Source organism: Streptomyces sp. NPDC001617 (assembly GCF_053596855.1).
Genome location: NZ_JBSFHA010000116.1, coordinates 1 through 17,741, shown reverse-complemented (window position 1 = coordinate 17,741; position 17,741 = coordinate 1). Strand labels below are relative to the sequence as shown.

The window sequence follows — 17,741 nt, the reverse complement described above, 5'->3', positions numbered from 1 at the left end:
GTTCAGCGGGTGACGGAGGAGTCCTTGGCGGCGGTGAGGGGGATCCGCCACCGCAGGCGGGTGCCGCCCTCGGGGCGGGCTGCCACCTCGAAGGTGCCGCCGAGTTTCTCCGCGCGGCGGCGCAGGTTGGTCAGGCCGCTGCTGCGGGTGACCGCGGGGTCGATGCCGCGGCCGTTGTCGGTGACTTCCAGGAGCAGTTCGTCTCCGGCCCGGACAGTGACCCGGGCGGCGGTGGCGTGGGCGTGGCGGGCGATGTTGGACAGCGCCTCGCGCAGCGCGGCCAGCAGGTGGGCGGCGGTCGTGTCGGGCAGCGCGGCGTCGACGGGGCCGTCGAACTCGACCGCGGGGGCGAAGCCGAGCCGGTCCTGTGCGGTGGCGGTCTCGTCGAGGACCTGGGCGCGGAGACTGGCGGCCTTCTGGGTGGGCTGGCCCAGTTCGAAGATGGTGCCGCGCAACTCCCGGATGGTGGCGTCGAGTTCGTCGATCACCTTGTGGATACGGGCGGACGTGTCGGGGTGGGTGATGCGTGCGGTGATGCTCTGCAGCGCGAGGCCGGCGCCGAAGACCCGCTGGATGACCATGTCGTGCAGGTCGCGGGCGATGCGGTCGCGTTCGGCCATCACTTCGCGGTCCGCGCGTGCGGCGGCCAACTCGGCCTGGGCGGCGAGCTGGTGGGTGATGTTCCGTGCTGCCGTGGTGAAGCCGATCAGGGCGCCGTCGGTGTCACGCATCGGCGAGACGGTGACGGCCACGTCGACTTCGCTGCCGTCGGAGCACAGCCAGCGGCTCTGGTAGGAGTCCGCGTGTCCCTGGGCACGAATCTGCTCCACCACGGCCCGGTAGGCGGCGAAGGCCCCCTCGGGCACGATCGTGTCGATCGACTGGCCGCGAATGTGCTGCTCGGTGTGGCCGAACAGCCGCTCCGCGCCCGGGTTCCAGGTCTGCACGACGTGTGTGACACTCACCGAGATCATGGCGTCGTCGGAGGCGGCCACGATCGCCGCGAGCCGGGCCTCGGCGGCTCGGGCGGCCTCCAACTCGGTGTGCAGGGCGATCAGACCCCGGTTGGTGTCGTCCAGTTCCTGGCTCAGTTCGTCCACCAGCTGTGCGCGGCGCTCCAGCACGGCCAGCCGGTCGGCCCTGCCGGCCGCGCTGTCGGTGTCGCCTGGACTGTCAGCGGCCCGGGAACTGCGCATGTCCCCCACAGCTGACCGCCTTTCGTCTGCTGACGCGAACCACGTTCATCATGCCACGGCGGTGACCTGGCGGACCACGAGCACCGTGGCGTCATCGGTGGGCCGCGCGTACTCCCGCTGGAGCACGGCGGCGATCACCGACGGATGGTGCTCCAACAGGCGCGGATGATCCTGCAGGCTCCAGGCCGAGCGGATCCCGTCGGACACCAGAACGAGGGTCGATCCAGGCTGCCACGGGGTGTGCTGAAGACGGACGGTGGGCAGCGACAGACGGGTACCGATCGTCCCGGGATGATCCAGCAGATGCTCGGACCGGGTGCCGGTGAAGACCCGGCCGCCGATGTTGCCGACGGCGGCGTAGGCGAGTTCGCCCCGCTCGGCGTCGATCAGGCACGCGCCCAGCACGCCGCCCCGGGTCGCGCGCATCGCCTCGTGCGCCTGCCGTACGAACCGGTTCAGGTCGGTGACCCGCTCCCGCTCGAACGCGCCGACCGCGGCCCGCGACGCGAGGGCCGCGCCCGGACCGTGCCCGAGCCCGTCGACGACCAGCGCGGCCAGCGGCCGCCCGCGCACGACCGCCCAGGCATCCCCCGACTCACCGTCTCCGCCCAAGGGGACGTTGACACCACCGAACCGCCACCCGTCGTCCGGACCGGACCGTGCGCTGCCCACCCGCACGTAGACGACCGTGCCGCGCCGCGTGGAGTACCAGTCGAACTCGGCGGCATGGCGCCGTACGACGTTCAGCCCCGCGTTCAGCCCACCCCCGCGCGCCGACGGCAGAGGCGACGTCACGGTCGTGGCCACGCCCGTCATCCCCGGGCCACGGTCGACGGACAGCAACTCGATCCCGTCCCCGGCCCCGCGGACCAGCACATAACCGCCGGGATGCGCGTGCCGGAGCAGATTGGTGCCCAGTTCGGTGGCGACCAACTCGGCCACGCCCGCGCGCAGCCCCGACCGGGCTGCTACCCGGGCGACCGACCGGCGCAGGGCGCCGACGTCCTCCTCGGCCGCGACCGCGTGCCGCTGGTGCTCGCTCTCCCTCAGCACCGTGCCGCCTCCGGCGCGCTCACCGCTGCCACTTCACGATCACCACGGTGGTGCCCGTGGCGGCGTCGGACGTGAGGGTCATCTCGTCCACCAGCCGGCGCGCCCCCGGCAGGCCCAGCCCCATACTGCCCCGCGTGCTGAAGCCGTCGGTCAGCGCCGCGTCGATGTCCTCGATGCCCGGCCCGTCGTCGCTGAAGGTGGCCCGCACCCCCCGGCGGCCGGAGCGGTACACCTGCTCCACGCTGATCCGGCCGCGCCGGCCGGTGGCGTAGTTGAGGATGTTGCGGGCCAGCTCGCTGCCGGCCGTGATCAGCTTCGTGGCGTCCACCAGGTTCAGGCCCACCGACTCGGCTTCGGCGCGCAGCGCCTTGCGCACGCGGATCAGGTCGGCCTCGTGGGCGATGGCGAAGACGTCCGGCTCCCGGTTCGTGGCGGCTTCCGTCGTCACAGCCAGCCCGCACCGGTGTCGTTGCGCCGCAGCCGTTCCAGCAGCGCCAGCCCCTGCTCGGCGTTGAGCGCGGTGTCCAAGTGCCCCATCGGCACGCCCAGTTCCACCAAGGTGATGGCCACCGCCGGCTGGATCCCCACCACGGCCGCCTGCGCCCCCAGCAGCCGCACCATCGCCACGATCCTCGCCAGCACACGCGCGATGAACGTGTCGACGACACTCAGCCGGCTGACGTCGATCAGCATGCCGGACGCGGAGGTGTCCGCGACCTCCCGGGTGAGCTGCTCCTCGATCGCCATCACCGTGGTGTCGTCCAGGTCACCCTGCAACGCCACCAGCAGCGTGTCACCGATCCGCATGACCGGTACGACGTCCTCGGTCACCGCGACCCCCCGGACCTCAGTGCCTGCGCGGCCGTCGCCGCGGTTCCGGCCCGTTCGGCCAGCACCGCGAGGGCCAGCTGGAGTGCGTCCTGCAGGGTGTTGCGGGAGCGCAGCCGCCCCATGTCGATGCCCAGATGCACCATGGACTGAGCGGTCTCCGGCCGTACCCCGCTCATGATGCTCACCGTCCCCATCAACGCCGCCGCCTGCACCGTCTTGAGCAGGTGCTGGGCGACCTGGGTGTCGATGGTGGGCACCCCGCTGATGTCCAGGATGGCCACCTCGGCCTGGGTCCGGGCGATCTTCTCCAGCAGGCCCTCGGTCAGCCGGGTGGCCCGCAGGGTGTCCAGCGTGCCGATGATCGGCAGCGCCAGGACCTTGTCCCACACCTGGATCACGGGTGTGGACAGCTCCAGGATCTCGTCGCGCTGCCGCTGCAGCCGCTGCTCGGTCTCCCGGCGCTCGGTGACATCCCGGATCGCGGCCGCCACCAACTGCCCCTCGGCGGTCTCCAGCGGGCTCAGACTGATCTCCACCGGGAACTCGGTGCCGTCCCGGCGCATCCCGTACAGCTCCAGCCCCGCGCCCATCGGCCGCAGCCGGGGGTCGGCGAGGAAGCCGCTGCGGTGGCCGACATGACGGTCGCGGAACCGGGCCGGCACGAGCACCTCGATCTCCCGGCCGACCAACTCGTCCCGGTCGAAGCCGAACAGCGCCTCCGTGCGCCGGTTGACCAGGACGATCCGCGCGTCCTGCCCCACGATCAGCATGGCGTCGGGGGCCGACTCCAGCAGACCGTGGAAGAGCGACTCGGCCCGCGCGGTCTCCGTGACGTCCTTGAGCGTCTTGACGAAACCGGTCACCGCTCCGTCCTCGCCGTGCACCGGCGTCAACGTGACCTGGGCCAGGAACCGCTCACCGCTCTTGCGGACCCGCCAGCCCTGGAAGGTGCGCCGGCCGTCCTGCCGGGCCGCGTCCAGTTCCCGCCCGACCAGCCCGGCGTCGCGGTCCTCCGGGGTGTGCAGGACCTCCACCGACCGGCCGACCATCTCGTCCGACACGTACCCGGTCATGGTCTGGGCGGTGCCGCTCCAGCGGACCACCTCACCGCCCGGCCCCAGCTTGATGATCGCCTGATCGGTGATCGCGTCCAGCATCACCTCAAGATCGCGCAGGCCCTCCTGCGGATCCTGACCGGCTCCCGGTGACGTCGTCATGCCCGGCCCCGCCCTTCACATCGCTCATCCCCGAACCGGGCCCTCCCCTGGTGGCCCCCTGGCCCCGGCGCGGCCGATGCTATCGCCCTTCAACGGCAACTGATCGGGGCTTCGACACACCCAAGCGATCACCGTCACAGCCGCCGAGTTGCGGTCCACCGCGTGAGGGAGACCGTTGCCCGGCTCGTGGAGGCGGTTCCAGGCCGTCGGCGAGCCCTGATCAGTCAGGCGAGGCCGGACCGCGAGTTCGGACAGTGCAGCGCCTCACTGTGGACGTCGTGCTGCGGCGAAGCCGTCCTCCACGGGCCCGGCCGACGGGCCCATCGCCCCGGCATCCGGCATCCGGCATCCGGCATCCGGCATCCGGCAACCAGTGGCAGACAGGCCTCCCGGCCCGGCAGGTCCGGGGCCGATCAGCCCCTCGACGGGACCAACGGGACCTGGGGCCGCAGTCGTTCGCGGGAGAGGCTGCTGGTGGAGGCGGTACCGATCCCTCGCGGTACCGCCTCCGCCCGGCGCCGCCGGCCGTGCGGCTTCACCTCTCGACACTGGAGGCACACCCCCCATGACCCGCCACGACGACCGCACCGCGACCGCTGTCCCCGCCGAGGCACCGTCGAGCACCGCCATCGCCGTGGACCGGCTGGTGACGAACGGGCTCAAGGCACTGGCCGACTACGAGAGCCTCGACCAGGAGCAGGTCGACCACATCGTGAAGAAGGCGTCGGTCGCCGCTCTGGACCAGCACACCGCGCTGGCCCGCCTCGCGGTCGAGGAGACCGGGCGGGGGGTCTTCGAGGACAAGGCCGCCAAGAACATGTTCGCCTGCGAGCACGTCACGTACAGCATGGGCACGATGAAGACCGTGGGTGTCATCGCCCGCGACGACATCGACGACATGATCGAGGTGGCCGAACCCGTCGGCGTGGTGTGTGCGATCACGCCGGTCACCAACCCGACCTCCACCACGATCTTCAAGGCGTTGATGGCGCTGAAGACCCGCAACCCGGTCGTGTTCGCCTTCCACCCCTCCGCCCAGCGCTGCAGCGCGGAGGCGGCCCGTGTGGTGCGTGACGCGGCCGTCGCCGCCGGGGCGCCCGAGCACTGCGTCCAGTGGATCGAGACACCGTCGGTCGAGGCCACCGGCACCCTCATGCGTCACCCCGGCGTCTCCCTGATCCTGGCGACCGGCGGCAACGCCATGGTCAAGGCCGCCTACTCGGCCGGAAAACCCGCCCTGGGCGTGGGCGCCGGCAACGTTCCCGCCTACGTCCACAAGAGCGCCAAGCTGCGGCGGGCCGTCAACGACCTGGTGCTGTCCAAGTCGTTCGACAACGGCATGATCTGCGCCTCCGAGCAGGCCGTCATCCTGGACGACGAGATCTACGACGCCGCTCTGGCCGAGTTCCGCACCCTGCACGCCCATCAGGCGAGCGCCGAGGAGAAGACCAAGCTGGAGAGGTTCCTGTTCCCCGCGGACAACGCGGCTCACAAGGCGGGGGCCGGATGTGAGCCCAAGGTCAACGCGGCGGCCGTCGGGCAGAGCCCGGCGTGGATCGCCGAGCAGGCCGGCTTCACCGTGCCGGCCGAGACCTCGCTCATCCTGGTCGAAGCCGGGCGGGTCGGCCCCGACGAGCCACTGACCCGGGAGAAGCTCTGCCCGGTCCTCGCCGTGCTGCGGGCCGGCTCCGAGCAGCAGGGCTTCGACCTGGCCGCCGACATGGTCGCCTTCCACGGCCAGGGCCACAGCTCGGTCATCCACACCGAGGACACCGCGTTGGCGCAGGAGTACGGCAAGCGCATAAAGACGGTACGCGTCATCGTCAACGCCCCGTCCTCGCAGGGCGCCATCGGCGGCATCTACAACGGCCTGCTGCCGTCGCTCACCCTGGGCTGCGGCTCCTGGGGCAGCACCTCGGTGTCCAACAACGTCTCCGCCGCCCAGCTGCTCAACGTCAAGCGGGTCTCGATGCGCCGCAACAACCTGCAGTGGTTCAAGGTCCCACCGAAGATCTACTTCGAGCCGCAGTCCATCCGCTACCTCGCCTCCATGCCGGACGTCCACCGCGTCACCGTCGTCACGGACGCGACCATGACCCGCCTCGGCTTCGTCGACCGGGTCGAGCGCGTGCTGCGGCGCCGTCGGGAGCCGGTCACCATCCAGGTCATCGACAACGTCGAGCCCGAGCCGAGCATCGACTCCGTCCGGCGCGGGGCGCGCCTCATGGGCGACTTCCGGCCGGACACCATCATCGCCCTGGGCGGCGGCTCCCCCATGGACGCGGCCAAGGTGATGTGGCTGCTGTACGAGCAGCAGGCCGAGGGCAGGGACGTCGACTTCGCCGACATGCGGCACAAGTTCTCCGACATCCGCAAGCGCGCCTTCCGCTTCCCGGTCCTCGGCAAGCTCGCCCGGCTGGTGTGCGTCCCCACCACGTCGGGCACGGGTGCCGAGGTCACCCCCTTCGCGGTGATCTCCGATCCGGCGACGGGCAAGAAGTACCCGCTGGCCGACTACGCGCTCACTCCCAGCGTCGCCATCATCGACCCGCTGCTGACCACCGAGCTGCCCCGGGCGCTGGCCGCCGACAGCGGCTTCGACGCGCTCACGCACGCCATCGAGGCGTATGTGTCCGTCTACGCCAACGACTTCACCGACGGCCTCGCCCTGCACGCGATCCGGCTGATCTTCGAGAACATCGAGGCGGCGGTCAACGACCGCGCCGGGCGGCCGGACGCGCAGGAGAAGATGCACAACGCCGGCACGATCGCGGGCATGGCCTTCGGCAACGCCTTCCTCGGCATCGTGCACGCCATGTCCCACACCCTCGGCGCCACCTTCCACCTCGCGCACGGCCGCACCAACGCGGTCCTGCTGCCGCACGTCATCCGCTACAACGGCACCGTCCCGACGAAGCTGACCGGCTGGCCCAAGTACGAGAACTACCGGGCCCCGGAGCGCTTCCAGGACATCGCCCGCGCCCTCGGACTGCCCGCCGCCACCCCGGCCGAGGGCGTCGAGTCGCTCGCCGGCGCGGTGGAGCGCCTCCGCGCCGCGGTCGGCATCGAGCCGACGTTCCGGGCCCTCAAGGTCGACGAGCGCGCCTTCCTGGACGCGCTGGCCCAGCAGGCGCTGAACGCCTACGAGGACCAGTGCGCGCCCGCCAACCCGAGGATGCCCATGCTCGACGACATGCAGGAACTCATGCGGGCGGCCTACTACGGCGACGAGGGCGACCGCTCGGACCTCTAGAAGCACCGAACGGCGACCGGGACCCATGGCACCCCGTCAGGTCCGACCGGCCCTCGCTCGCCAGTCCGGCGAGGGCAAGGCTGGACATGTGCCCGAGTCGGCGTCCGGCGCCCTGGGCGAAGGAGTTGATCACCATGACAACCGGTGCTGGAACACCGGACCGTCCGGTCCGGGTGAACGCGGTGCTCGACACCCCGCTGTCCCGGTGGCTGTGGCTGGTGAAGTGGATCCTGGTCATCCCCCACTACGTGGTGTTGTTCTTCCTGTGGATCGCCTTCACGGTGGTCGGCGTGATCGCGTTCTTCAGCATCCTGTTCACCGAGCGCTATCCGCGTCCTCTGTTCGACTTCAACCTGGGCGTACTGCGCTGGAGTTGGCGGGTCGCCTACTACTCCTACGGCGCCCTGGGCACCGACCGCTATCCCCCGTTCAGCCTGGGTGAGGAACCCGACTACCCGGCGCGCCTCGACATCGACTACCCCGAACACCTCTCCCGGGGCCTGGTGTTGGTGAAGTGGTGGCTGCTGGCCATTCCGCAGTACATCGTCATCGGCTTCTTCCTGGGCGGCTGGCACCTCGGCTTGTGGGACGGCGGGCTCGTCGCCGTCCTGTCGGTGATCGCCGCCGTGACCCTGGCCTTCACCGAGAAGTACCCCCGGGACCTGTACGACCTGATCATCGGCCTGAACCGCTGGGTGCTGCGGGTGGCCGCCTACACCGCCCTCATGACGGACGCGTATCCGCCGTTCCGCCTCGACATGGGCGGCACCGAGCCGGGCGCCGCGGAGGTGCCGAAGTGAGGTGAGCGGTGCTGTGGCCGGTCGACCTCTGTGGCGGCTTCGACGGCAACATCCGTCGGCCATGACAGCGGCCGCGACCGTCGCAGGCTTTGGCTGGACGGTGCCAGGGAGACCGACATCCCCCAGTACGCCAAGGACCCGCACGGCACCGCGATCCCCCTCGACGCCCATATCCGCCTCGCCAACCCGCGCACCGCCGCCACCGACACCTCCCGCATCCTGCGCCGGGGTTACAACTACGACCGCGGGATCGACGACGTCGGCAACCTCGACATGGGTCTGGTGTTCTGCTGCTACCAGCAGGACGTCAAGCGGCAGTTCGAGGCCACGCAGACCCGTCTGATCGACGAACCCCTCGTCGACTACATCTCGCCCACCGGCGGCGGCTACTTCTTCGCCCTGCCCGGGGTCCGCGACGGCGAGGACTGGTTCGGCCGCGGACTGCTCACAGCCTGAGCTCACGCCGGTGGCAGCCGGGTGAACACCGGACCACCTTCTTGTGACCCTCTCACCTCTTTCGGGCGAACCCAGCGCGCACAACTCCTCTCTACATGTTGTAGTAGCCGTGAGTGGAGGAGTGGGACATGGACGTCGATATCGCCGCCATCAGGGTTCGATGGCGCGACCTGCCCCCGTCCGTCACCGTCCGCCTCCGGACCGGCGGTGACGCCGGCACCCCGCAGCAGTGGCACCGGGGCATGACGCTGCTCGCCACGATCAGCCTGTTCATCGGCACCCGCGCGGCCTGGACCCGGGCGATGCTCGTCCACCCGCCGGCCGCCGCGGTCATCTCCGTCTGTTACGCCGGGATCCTGGTGTGCGGGGTGCTCGCCCTGGCCGTGCGCGGCCGGCGGGCCCTGGTCCGGGTGGACGCCGCGGTGCTCGTCCTCGCGGTGGCCCTGGTGCTCTGCAGCTTCTGGCTGACCCACATCGGCACCGACGAGGGCGTGCTGACCGAGCAGGCCGCGAGCGAGATCGCGCACGGCCACGCCATCTACGGACAGCCCTGGCCCTGGCTGTTCGGAACCCCGAACTCCGGCCTGACCAAGACGATGTCCGGCGGCGCCGACTACACGTACGGCTATCCACCGCTGACCGCCCTGCTCGCCGCTCCGGTCCACGCCCTCCTGCACACCCCGGCGGCCGCCACCCTGGTCACCACGGGCGCGCTGATCGCCGGAACGATCGCGCTGTGGCTGCTCCTGCCCGCCCCCTGGCGGTCGGCGGCCACCGCCGTGTGCCTCGGCTTCGGCATCCTGCCGGGGTACGCCCGCTCCGGCTACCCGGCGATCGTCGCCCTGGCCCTGCTCGTGCCGGTGGTGGTCCGCTGGCCGGCCACGGGCGCGGGCGGGCGGCTGGGGCGCGGCGGAGTGCTGCGGGCGGTGTGCCTGGGCGCCGCCTGTGCCGCGCAGCAACTGGCGTGGTTCTTCGTCCCGTTCCTGCTGATCGGCCTGTACGCGGTACGGCGCGGCGAACTCGGCGCCCGTCCCGCGGCAGCCGTGCTGGCCCGCTTCACCGGGGTCGCGGCCCTGACGTGGACCGCCGTCAACGTCTACTTCGCCGCCCAGGGCTTCTCCGCCTGGCTGCACGGACTGCTGCTGCCCCTCACCCAGAAGGCGATCCTGCACGGCCAGGGCCTGATGGGCATCTCCTACTACTTCACCGACGGCAGCAGCCGACTCGACTACTACTCCTACGCCGGCCGGCTCCTCTTCGCCGGCCTGCTCGCCGCGACCTTCCTCTTCGTCCGCCGCCTGGGTCCGGCCCTGACCGTCCTGCCCTGGCTGTCCTTCTACCTCGCCACCCGGTCCCAGGACGGCTACTTCCTGATGATGACCCCGCTGTGGCTGGCGGCCGCGGCGACGGTTCCCTCCTCGGCCCTGGCCCATGCCTGGCAGCCCCGCATCACCCGTCTCACCGGCCGCCCCGCCAAGGCCGCCGTGGCCATGGCGCTGCTGACCCCCGCCCTGCTGTGCGCCGCCATCGCCGCCGCGAGCCCGCCGCCCCTGCGCATGGCGCTCACCGCTCACCTCACCGGCCGGTCCCACCCCGCCGTCACCTCCGTCACGGTCCGCGCGACCAACACCACCGGTACCGCCCTCACCCCGCACTTCGCGAGCCGTCTCGGCCAGGGCGCCTCCAACTGGTGGACCATCACCGCGGGTCCCGCCACCCTCGCCCCGCACAGCACCGCCGTGTACGTCGTACGGCCACAGGGCGGCCACCGCGCACTGCCCACCGCCCGGAACGAACGCATGTATCTCATCGCCGTCACCGGAACGCCCATGACCATCAGCACCGCACCCTTCGAAGCCACCGCACCGCGGGGTTCGTGACGCCCGCGGCCCGGCCGTTCCAGCGCCCGCGCAGTTGATGCTCGTCGGCGAAGATCACCACCGGGACTCGGCACCGCGGTCGTCCCCGGCGCCGTCGCGCCGGCTCAGTCCGCGTTGGGCCGGGCGAGGCCGTGGTCGTAGGCGAAGATCACTGCCTGGATGCGGTCGCGGGCGCCGATCTTGGCGAGGACGCGGCCGACGTGGGTCTTGACCGTGGACTCGGAGAGGACGAAGCGGGTGGCGATCTCGCCGTTGGTCAAGCCCTTGCCGACGGCGACGAGGATCTCGCGTTCGCGGTCGGTGAGGGAGGCGAGTGCCGGGTCCTCGGCGGCGTCGCCGCGCCGCGCGGGGACGTACTGGGCGAACTCGTCCAGGAGACGGCGGGTGAGAGCGGGCGCGATGACCGCGTCGCCGGCGGCGACCGCGCGGATGCCGGCCAGGAGCTCCTCGGGGCGCGCGTCCTTGAGGAGGAAGCCGCTGGCGCCGGCCCGGATGGCGGCGTGCACGTACTCGTCGAGGTCGAAGGTGGTGAGCACGAGGATGCGCGAGCGGTCGCCGGCGGCGACGATCCGGCGGGTGGCCTCGATGCCGTCCATGCCGGGCATGCGGACGTCCATCAGGACCACGTCGGGGCGGAGTTCGGCGGCCTTGCGGACGCCCTCGGCGCCGTGCGCGGCCTCCCCCACGACCTCGGTCTCCGGTACGGAGTCCAGCAGCATCCGGAAGCCGTAGCGCTGGAGCGGCTGGTCGTCGACGATGAGCACCGTGGTCACCGGGCACCGCCCTCGGGGGTGAGGTCGAGGACGGCCTCCACGCTCCAACCGCCGCCGGCCGCCGGTCCCGCGCTGACGGTGCCGCCGTACAGGGCCGCTCGTTCCCGCATGCCCACCAGGCCGTGTCCTTCCTCGTTCGGCGGTCCCGGCGGTGCGGCCGGACCGTCGTCCTGGACCCGGATGGTCAGCCGGCTGTCCTCGACGAGGATCGCCAGGCGCACCCGGGTGTCGCTGTCGGCGTGCTTCAGGGTGTTGGTGAGGGCTTCCTGGACGATGCGGTACACCGTCAGCTGTACGCCGCCGTCCAGGGCGTCGACCTCGCCGGAGGTCCGGTAGACCACCTCGAGACCGGCCGCGCGCACCTTGGCGCACAGCGCCTCGACGTCGGCGATGCCGGGCTGCGGGCTGAGTTCGGGCCCGCTCCGGGGCCCGTCCGCCGGCTCGCGCAGCACGCCGAGCATGCGGCGCAGCTCGCCGAGGGCCTGCCGGCCGGTGTCGCCGATGAGATGGAGGGCCTCCTTGCCGCGTTCGGGGGCGATGTCGGTGGCGTAGGCGCCGGCGTCGGCGAGCGTGATGATGACGGACAGGTTGTGGCCGACGATGTCGTGCATCTCGCGGGCGACCCGGGTGCGTTCGGTGGCCGCGGCCAGCCTGCTGCGCTGGTCGCGCTCGATCTCCAGCCGGGCGGCCCGCTCGCGCAGCCCGGCGAGCTGGGCCCGGCGGATGCGGACCATCAGACCGAGCGCGAGGGCGGCGGTCGCCGTGCTGAGCAGGAAGAACAGCGCGTCCCAGACGGACACGGCCGGGGACACGCGTATGGCGACCAGCACCATGGCACCGGCCGTGGCGGCGCAGGCCCACGCCAGCTGCCGTAGCCGCCCGTGCAGGGCCAGGCTGTAGAGGGCGATGAACAGGGCTATGTCCGCGCGCAGTACGGCGTTCAGGGACCACTGCAGGAGGAACACCGCCGTGATGGCGGCGAAGGCCGCCAGGGGTCTGCGTCGCCGCCACAGCAGGGGGAGTACGAGTCCTGCCTGCAGCGCCAGCATGCCCGCGAGGGGCAGTTGGGTGAAGGCGACCCGGAACCGGCGCGGTCCGTCGCCGTCGCTCCCGCCGTGGTGGAGCAGGTCGGGCAGGCAGAACATCAGGAAGACGAGGAGGACGACCGCGGTGTCCAGGACCCACGGACGGGTCCGGTCGGCATGCCGCAGCCGCTGGCCGCCCCGGGACAGGCGGGCGACCAGCGGACCCATTCCGCTGAGGTCATCGGTGGACACGGCGTTCACGGACGTCACGCTGCCATGGTGCAGGGGTCAGACGTCGCTGCGGGTGAGCCGGTACGCCGCGCCCGCCAGCGCCAGTGCCGTCCAGCACAGGAAGACCAGCAGTCCGGCGCCCGGCGAGAGGGTGGTGGAGTCGTGGGTGAGGGCGAACATCGACTCCCCCGCGTTGGACGGCAGATAGGGGCTGATGTTGTCCTGCCAGGAGCTCGGCAGCAGCGAGATCAGGCCCGGGATCAGCATCAGGGTGGCCACCAGCACCGAGATCCCGCCGGCCACCGACCGCAGCAGCGCGCCCAGGGCGGCGCCGATCACACCGACCAGGCCGAGGTAGAGCCCGGCGCCGAGCAGACTCCGCAGCACCCCTGCGTGCGAAAGGCTCATGGCGGCAGGCGTGCCCGAGACGATCCCGCTGCCGATCAGGAAGGCGACGAACGCACCGACGGTCCCCACCACCAGCGCGACCAGCCCGAACACGGCGGCCTTGGACCACAGCACGGGAAGCCTGCGGGGCACCGCCGCGAGGGTGGAGCGGATCATGCCGGTCGAGTACTCGCCCGCCGTGACCAGCACGCCGAGCACGCCCAGGGCCAGCTGGGCGAAGTTCGTACCGAAGAGGGAGAGGCTGACGGCCGTGGACGAGGCGAAGTCCCGGTCCATGTGGCCGGAGTTGATGCCGGACTTGTAGCGGCTGGCGGCGATGAGGCCGAAGGCGACGAGGAACAGCAGCCCCAGCCCCAGGGTGATCCAGGTCGAGCGCAGGGACCACAACTTGGCCCACTCCGAGGCGAGCACACGCCGTCCCGTGACCCGGTATGCGGGCCGGGCGGGGGCGGTCCTGGGTTCCTCGGCGGTTGCGGTGAGGGTGCTCATGCGGGCCTCTCGAGGGTCTCGATCCCGGTCGTGGAGCCGTGGTACTCCACGGCGTCCCTGGTCAGGTCCATGAACGCCTCTTCCAACGACACGGTCCGCGTGCTCAGTTCGAACAGCGCGATCCCGTGCTCGGCCGCCGTCAGCCCGATCTCCCGGGCACTCAGGCCGGTCACCTGCAGCTCCTCGGAGCCGATGCGGCCGGTGACGTCGACGCCGGGGCCGGCCAGTACGTCCCTCAGACGCGCAGGGTCCTGGGTCGCCACGTTGACCGTGTCACCGCCGGCCTCGCGGATGAGCTCTCCCACGGTGGTGTCGGCGAGCAGCCGCCCGCGGCCCACGACGATCAGATGGTCCGCCACCAGGGCCATCTCGGTCATGAGATGCGAGGAGACGAACACGGTCCGCCCCTCCTCGGCGAGGGTCTTGAGCAGATTCCGGATCCAGAGCACGCCCTCCGGGTCCAGCCCGTTGACCGGCTCGTCCAGCATCACCGTCTGCGGATCGCCGAGCAGCGCCGCGGCGATGCCGAGCCGCTGGCCCATGCCGAGGGAGAAGGCGCCGGCCCGCTTCCGCGCCACGCTGCCCAGCCCGGCCAGCTCGATGACCTCGTCGACCCGGCGGCGCGGGATGCCGTGGGTCAGTGCGAGGGCCCTGAGGTGGTTGTAGGCCGAGCGGCCCGGGTGGATGGACTTCGCCTCCAGCAGGGCGCCGACCTCCTGGAGCGGGGCCTGGTGGCGGGCGTAGTGGTGGCCGTTCACGGTGACGGTGCCGCTGGTGGGAGCGTCGAGGCCGACGATCATGCGCATCGTCGTGGACTTGCCCGCGCCGTTGGGCCCCAGAAAGCCGGTGACGGTACCCGGCTTCACGACGAACTCCAGCCCGTCCACGGCCGTCTTCTCGCCGTACCTCTTGGTCAACTGCCGTGCGTCGATCATGCGCGCCCTTCCTGTCGGCCTCCGGCGCCCCTCACTTCCGACGCCACACCGGCAACGCTACGAGCGGAGTCGGCCGATGCCGTGGTACCGAGAGGCTGAAGTGGGGCGGGGGTGTAGTACCGGGGTACTACGGGGCTGGGAGCGGGGCCTTTCGTGATCGGCCGAATGGTGAACACGGCCGCGGCAGGCGTCCGGCCGTGGCACGGGGCGGCCCGCCCACGCCACGCCCAGCACCCCGCACCCTCGACACCCCGGGCCCGCACCCTCGGCTACCAGCGCCGCCTTCCCTGCCGGTCGCCTCCATGATGATCGTGACCGCAGCAGGCCTCCGGCCGCGACGCAGGTCGGTCCGCCACGCCGGCACGCGGCGCGCCGGCGGCCGGCTCAGCCTGCCCCGCCCGCTCGGTGCCCGGCGCTCCCGTGTCCTTCGCGCACTGTGCCCGTTCCGCGCTCTCGACCAGGCTTTCGCTGTCCGAGGCGGCGTTGGCGAGGCTGGCGCAGCACAGGGTGAGGAGGAGGGCACCGGCCACGAAGGGGAGGGTGCGGCGTGGGGGTGGCGGGGCGAGCAGGGCCTGTACCCGCTGGGGCACCGCCCCGCCGGTCGCGGCGAGGGTGGCGGGGCGGGCGGCGCCCGCGGAGGCGAGGGCCGCGCGGCCGACGGCGCGGGCGACGACCGTACGGCTGCCGATGCGGGCCGCGGCCTCCTCGTCGGCCCAGCGCTCCAGGACGAACCCGCCCGCCTCGGCCAGCGGTCGCAGCAGCGGGTTGACGGCCGCGGCAAGCCGCCACACGGTCTGGAAGAGGTGGTGGCGGCCTCGTAGATGGGCCCGTTCGTGGGCGAGGAGCGCCTCGCGTTCGCCGTCGCTCAGGCAGCGCAGCATCCCCCTCGACACCACGATCCGACCGGGCGCGCCGGGCAGCGCGAACGCCTGCGGGGCCTCGTCGTCGAGGACGGCCAGTTCGGTGTCCCCGGGCACCCGGCCGCACTCCCGCCGAGCCCACAGGACATGGCGGACCTGCCGTACGGCCGCCACGCCCAGCGCGCCGAGCCCCGCCGTCAGAGCCAGGGCGCTGACGGCCGCGACGGCCAGCGAGACCGGGTCCTGTGTCCGCAGCGCGGCCACCGACCAGTGGCCCTCCTCCGCGACCTCGGGGAGCTGCGCGAACCCGGTGAACGCCAGCAGGGCCAGTGCGCCCAGCCAGCCGGTCGCCGTCACGAGCGCCGCGCACGCCAGGAACCAGGCCGCGGGCCGCGGTGCCGGCCGCCGGGCCGCCCGGGGCGCGAGCACAGCGAGGACCACGGTGACCAGGAGCGGGACGTAGACGCTGATCCTCACCGGCTCACTGCCCGTCGTCCCCGCGCCCTGCGTCCTGCTCGCCCAGCAGTCGCTGCAGCAACTGCTCGTCCTCCTGCGAGAGTTCGGACACGAAGCGGGCGAGCACCGCCTCCCGGTCCGCGCCGCGCTCCAGCAGGCTGTGCATCCGTACGGCGGTCTCGGACGCCTCGTCCCGGACGGGCGCGTAGGCGTAGCCGCGGCCCGCGGGGTGCCGTACGAGCATGCCCTTGTCGTACAGGCGGGACAGGATCGTCAGCACGGTCGTGTAGGCGAGGTCCCCGGGCAGCCGTTCCTGGACCCGCCGTGCGGTCAGCGGCTCGTCCGCGGCCCACAGCGCGGCGAGGACGCCGCTCTCCAGCTCCCCGCGCGCCCTCCGGCCGCCCGCCCCACCGCTTTCGTCGCTCTTCCGCATCCGGTCGCGCACCGTTCACCAGCCTTCCCGCTCGGCACCCCAGCCTACCGGCGGACCTACTACATCTTGTACGAGGATAGCTACTACATGTTGTAGAGTTCGGCCGCCCACTCCACCCGCGGAGGAACGAGCCCCCATGCCCCACCTCGGAAGTTCGGTGCATCTGCGTGCCCTGGCGGCCGCGACTCTGCGCCCCGAGCCACTGCCGCCCGCCACGGCACGGGCCGAACGCGTCGCGATCGTCTCGGCGAGCATCGGCGCAGGACACGACGGTGCCGCCGCCGAGCTGGACCGCCGGCTCACGGCGCGCGGGCTCACCGTCGACCGGTTCGATCTGCTGGACCTGCTGCCGGCCCGGCTCGGACCGCTGGTCCGGGACGGCTACCACCGGATGCTGGTCCGGGCGCCCTGGGCGTACCAGCGGGTCTACCGCAGCACCGAACGCGCGGGCGGGGGCGGGCCGTTGGCGAGGGCGCTGCTGCGCACGGCCGAGGACCGGATGCTGCACGCGCTGCGCCCCGGCACCGGCGCGGTGGTCTCCACCTACCCCGGGGCCAGCCGGGTTCTGGGCGGCCTACGGATGCGGGGACGGCTGACGGCGCCCGTCCTCACCTACCTCACCGACTTCTCCGTACACCCGCTGTGGGTGGCGGACGGCGTGGACGTGCACCTCGCGGCCCACACCGTGCCCGCAGGCCAAGCGCGTGCCGCCGGGGCCAGGGACGTCCGGGTGTGCGGTCCGGTGGTGGATCCGCGGTTCCGTCCGGGCGACGCGAGGGAACGTGCTGCGGCCCGCACCCGCTTCGGCCTCCCCGAGCATGCTCCGCTGGCGCTGCTGGTCGCCGGTTCCTGGGGCGTCGGGCCGGTCCGTCAGGTCGCCCGGGAGCTGCGGGAGAGCGGGGCCGCCGTGCCCGTGGTCGTCTGCGGCCGCAACGGGACGCTGGCCGGGCAACTGCGCGCCGACGGCATCGAGCACACGTACGGCTGGGTCGACGACATGCCCGGCCTGATGCACGCCGCGGACGTCCTGGTCCAGAACGCGGGCGGGCTCAGCTCCCTGGAGGCCTTCGCCACCGGCCTCCCCGTCGCGAGCTACCGCTGCATACCGGGCCACGGCCTGACCAACGCCGCCGCCCTCGACGAGGCCGGCACAGCGATCTGGATCCGCGACCCGGCCCAGCTGAAGCCGGTGCTCTGCGACCTGATCGACGGCCCGCTTCGCTTGCGCCAACGCACGGCAGGGCTCGCCCTGTTCGCCACGGGGGCCGACGCGGGACCCGCCAGGGAGATAGCACACGTACAGCGGGTGGGGCTGGCACCGCTCCCTCACCGCGGGCCCGACAGCAAACCCATCACGGAGATCCCACGGGCGCACCACCCGGAGCCGCCACCACTCCCCCACCCCCGACCCGACAGCGAACCCGTCACAGACGCAACGCGGGTCC

Annotated in this window: 15 protein-coding genes and 1 pseudogene; 5 read left to right on the top strand and 11 right to left on the bottom strand. The window is 72.2% G+C overall.

All coding sequences use genetic code 11. The features are described 5' to 3' along the window. Window positions 1-2: 2 nt before the first annotated feature. The 5 genes from ACWC09_RS47525 to ACWC09_RS47505 are packed head-to-tail and all read right to left on the bottom strand — an operon-like array spanning window position 3 to window position 4,297. Window positions 3-1,196 (bottom strand): PAS domain-containing sensor histidine kinase, encoded by a 1,194-nt coding sequence (locus ACWC09_RS47525; protein WP_450857960.1) that lies wholly within the window; start codon window positions 1,194-1,196, stop codon window positions 3-5. Window positions 1,197-1,244: 48 nt separating this feature from the next. Continuing rightward, window positions 1,245-2,249 (bottom strand): SpoIIE family protein phosphatase, encoded by a 1,005-nt coding sequence (locus tag ACWC09_RS47520; RefSeq protein WP_450857958.1) that lies wholly within the window; start codon window positions 2,247-2,249, stop codon window positions 1,245-1,247. A gap of 19 nt (window positions 2,250-2,268) precedes the next feature. Further along, window positions 2,269-2,697, bottom strand: coding sequence for an ATP-binding protein (locus ACWC09_RS47515; protein WP_450857956.1), 429 nt, complete (start codon window positions 2,695-2,697; stop codon window positions 2,269-2,271). After that, window positions 2,694-3,080 carry an STAS domain-containing protein gene (locus tag ACWC09_RS47510; protein WP_450857954.1) on the bottom strand — a complete coding sequence of 129 codons (387 nt, stop codon included), beginning with the start codon at window positions 3,078-3,080 and terminating at the stop codon, window positions 2,694-2,696. Before ACWC09_RS47510 ends, ACWC09_RS47515 begins: the two co-directional genes overlap by 4 nt. Continuing rightward, a complete protein-coding gene (locus ACWC09_RS47505) occupies window positions 3,077-4,297 on the bottom strand; it encodes a PAS domain S-box protein (protein WP_450857952.1) in 1,221 nt (406 codons plus the stop codon). Before ACWC09_RS47505 ends, ACWC09_RS47510 begins: the two co-directional genes overlap by 4 nt. A 565-nt stretch (window positions 4,298-4,862) precedes the next feature. Here ACWC09_RS47505 and adhE point away from each other — a divergent pair. The 4 genes and pseudogenes from adhE (at window position 4,863) to ACWC09_RS47485 (ending at window position 10,686) form a co-directional block, all read left to right on the top strand. Then, window positions 4,863-7,550: a bifunctional acetaldehyde-CoA/alcohol dehydrogenase gene (gene adhE / locus ACWC09_RS47500; protein ID WP_450857951.1), complete on the top strand. Its 2,688-nt coding sequence runs from the start codon at window positions 4,863-4,865 to the stop codon at window positions 7,548-7,550. A 134-nt stretch (window positions 7,551-7,684) separates the two neighbouring features. Next, window positions 7,685-8,350, top strand: a complete 666-nt coding sequence (locus tag ACWC09_RS47495) for a DUF4389 domain-containing protein (RefSeq protein WP_450857949.1) — start codon at window positions 7,685-7,687, stop codon at window positions 8,348-8,350. 93 nt (window positions 8,351-8,443) lie between these two features. Then, window positions 8,444-8,806: pseudogene (locus tag ACWC09_RS47490) on the top strand (Dyp-type peroxidase); the annotation flags it as partial. Between the two features lie 128 nt (window positions 8,807-8,934). Continuing rightward, complete coding sequence (locus ACWC09_RS47485) at window positions 8,935-10,686, top strand: hypothetical protein (protein WP_450857947.1); 1,752 nt, start codon at window positions 8,935-8,937, stop codon at window positions 10,684-10,686. Between the two features lie 104 nt (window positions 10,687-10,790). Here ACWC09_RS47485 and ACWC09_RS47480 read toward each other — a convergent pair whose 3' ends face one another. The 6 genes from ACWC09_RS47480 to ACWC09_RS47455 form a co-directional block, all read right to left on the bottom strand. Then, on the bottom strand, window positions 10,791-11,459 hold the full coding sequence (locus tag ACWC09_RS47480; RefSeq protein ID WP_450857945.1) for a response regulator: 669 nt from the start codon (window positions 11,457-11,459) through the stop codon (window positions 10,791-10,793). After that, a complete protein-coding gene (locus ACWC09_RS47475) occupies window positions 11,456-12,745 on the bottom strand; it encodes a sensor histidine kinase (protein ID WP_450857977.1) in 1,290 nt (429 codons plus the stop codon). Before ACWC09_RS47475 ends, ACWC09_RS47480 begins: the two co-directional genes overlap by 4 nt. Window positions 12,746-12,772: 27 nt before the next feature. After that, complete coding sequence (locus ACWC09_RS47470) at window positions 12,773-13,612, bottom strand: ABC transporter permease (RefSeq protein WP_450857943.1); 840 nt, start codon at window positions 13,610-13,612, stop codon at window positions 12,773-12,775. Continuing rightward, window positions 13,609-14,547, bottom strand: a complete 939-nt coding sequence (locus ACWC09_RS47465; protein ID WP_450857941.1) for an ABC transporter ATP-binding protein — start codon at window positions 14,545-14,547, stop codon at window positions 13,609-13,611. The genes ACWC09_RS47470 and ACWC09_RS47465 overlap by 4 nt, the downstream gene beginning before the upstream one ends. A 269-nt stretch (window positions 14,548-14,816) precedes the next feature. Next, window positions 14,817-15,884 carry a M56 family metallopeptidase gene (locus ACWC09_RS47460; protein ID WP_450857939.1) on the bottom strand — a complete coding sequence of 356 codons (1,068 nt, stop codon included), beginning with the start codon at window positions 15,882-15,884 and terminating at the stop codon, window positions 14,817-14,819. Between the two features lie 4 nt (window positions 15,885-15,888). Continuing rightward, on the bottom strand, window positions 15,889-16,296 hold the full coding sequence (locus ACWC09_RS47455; protein ID WP_450857938.1) for a BlaI/MecI/CopY family transcriptional regulator: 408 nt from the start codon (window positions 16,294-16,296) through the stop codon (window positions 15,889-15,891). A gap of 136 nt (window positions 16,297-16,432) precedes the next feature. On the opposite strand from ACWC09_RS47455, the gene ACWC09_RS47450 reads away from it, so the two are divergent. Next, window positions 16,433-17,741, top strand: a 1,309-nt coding sequence (locus ACWC09_RS47450; RefSeq protein WP_450857937.1) for an MGDG synthase family glycosyltransferase, incomplete at its 3' end; no start/stop codon positions are given.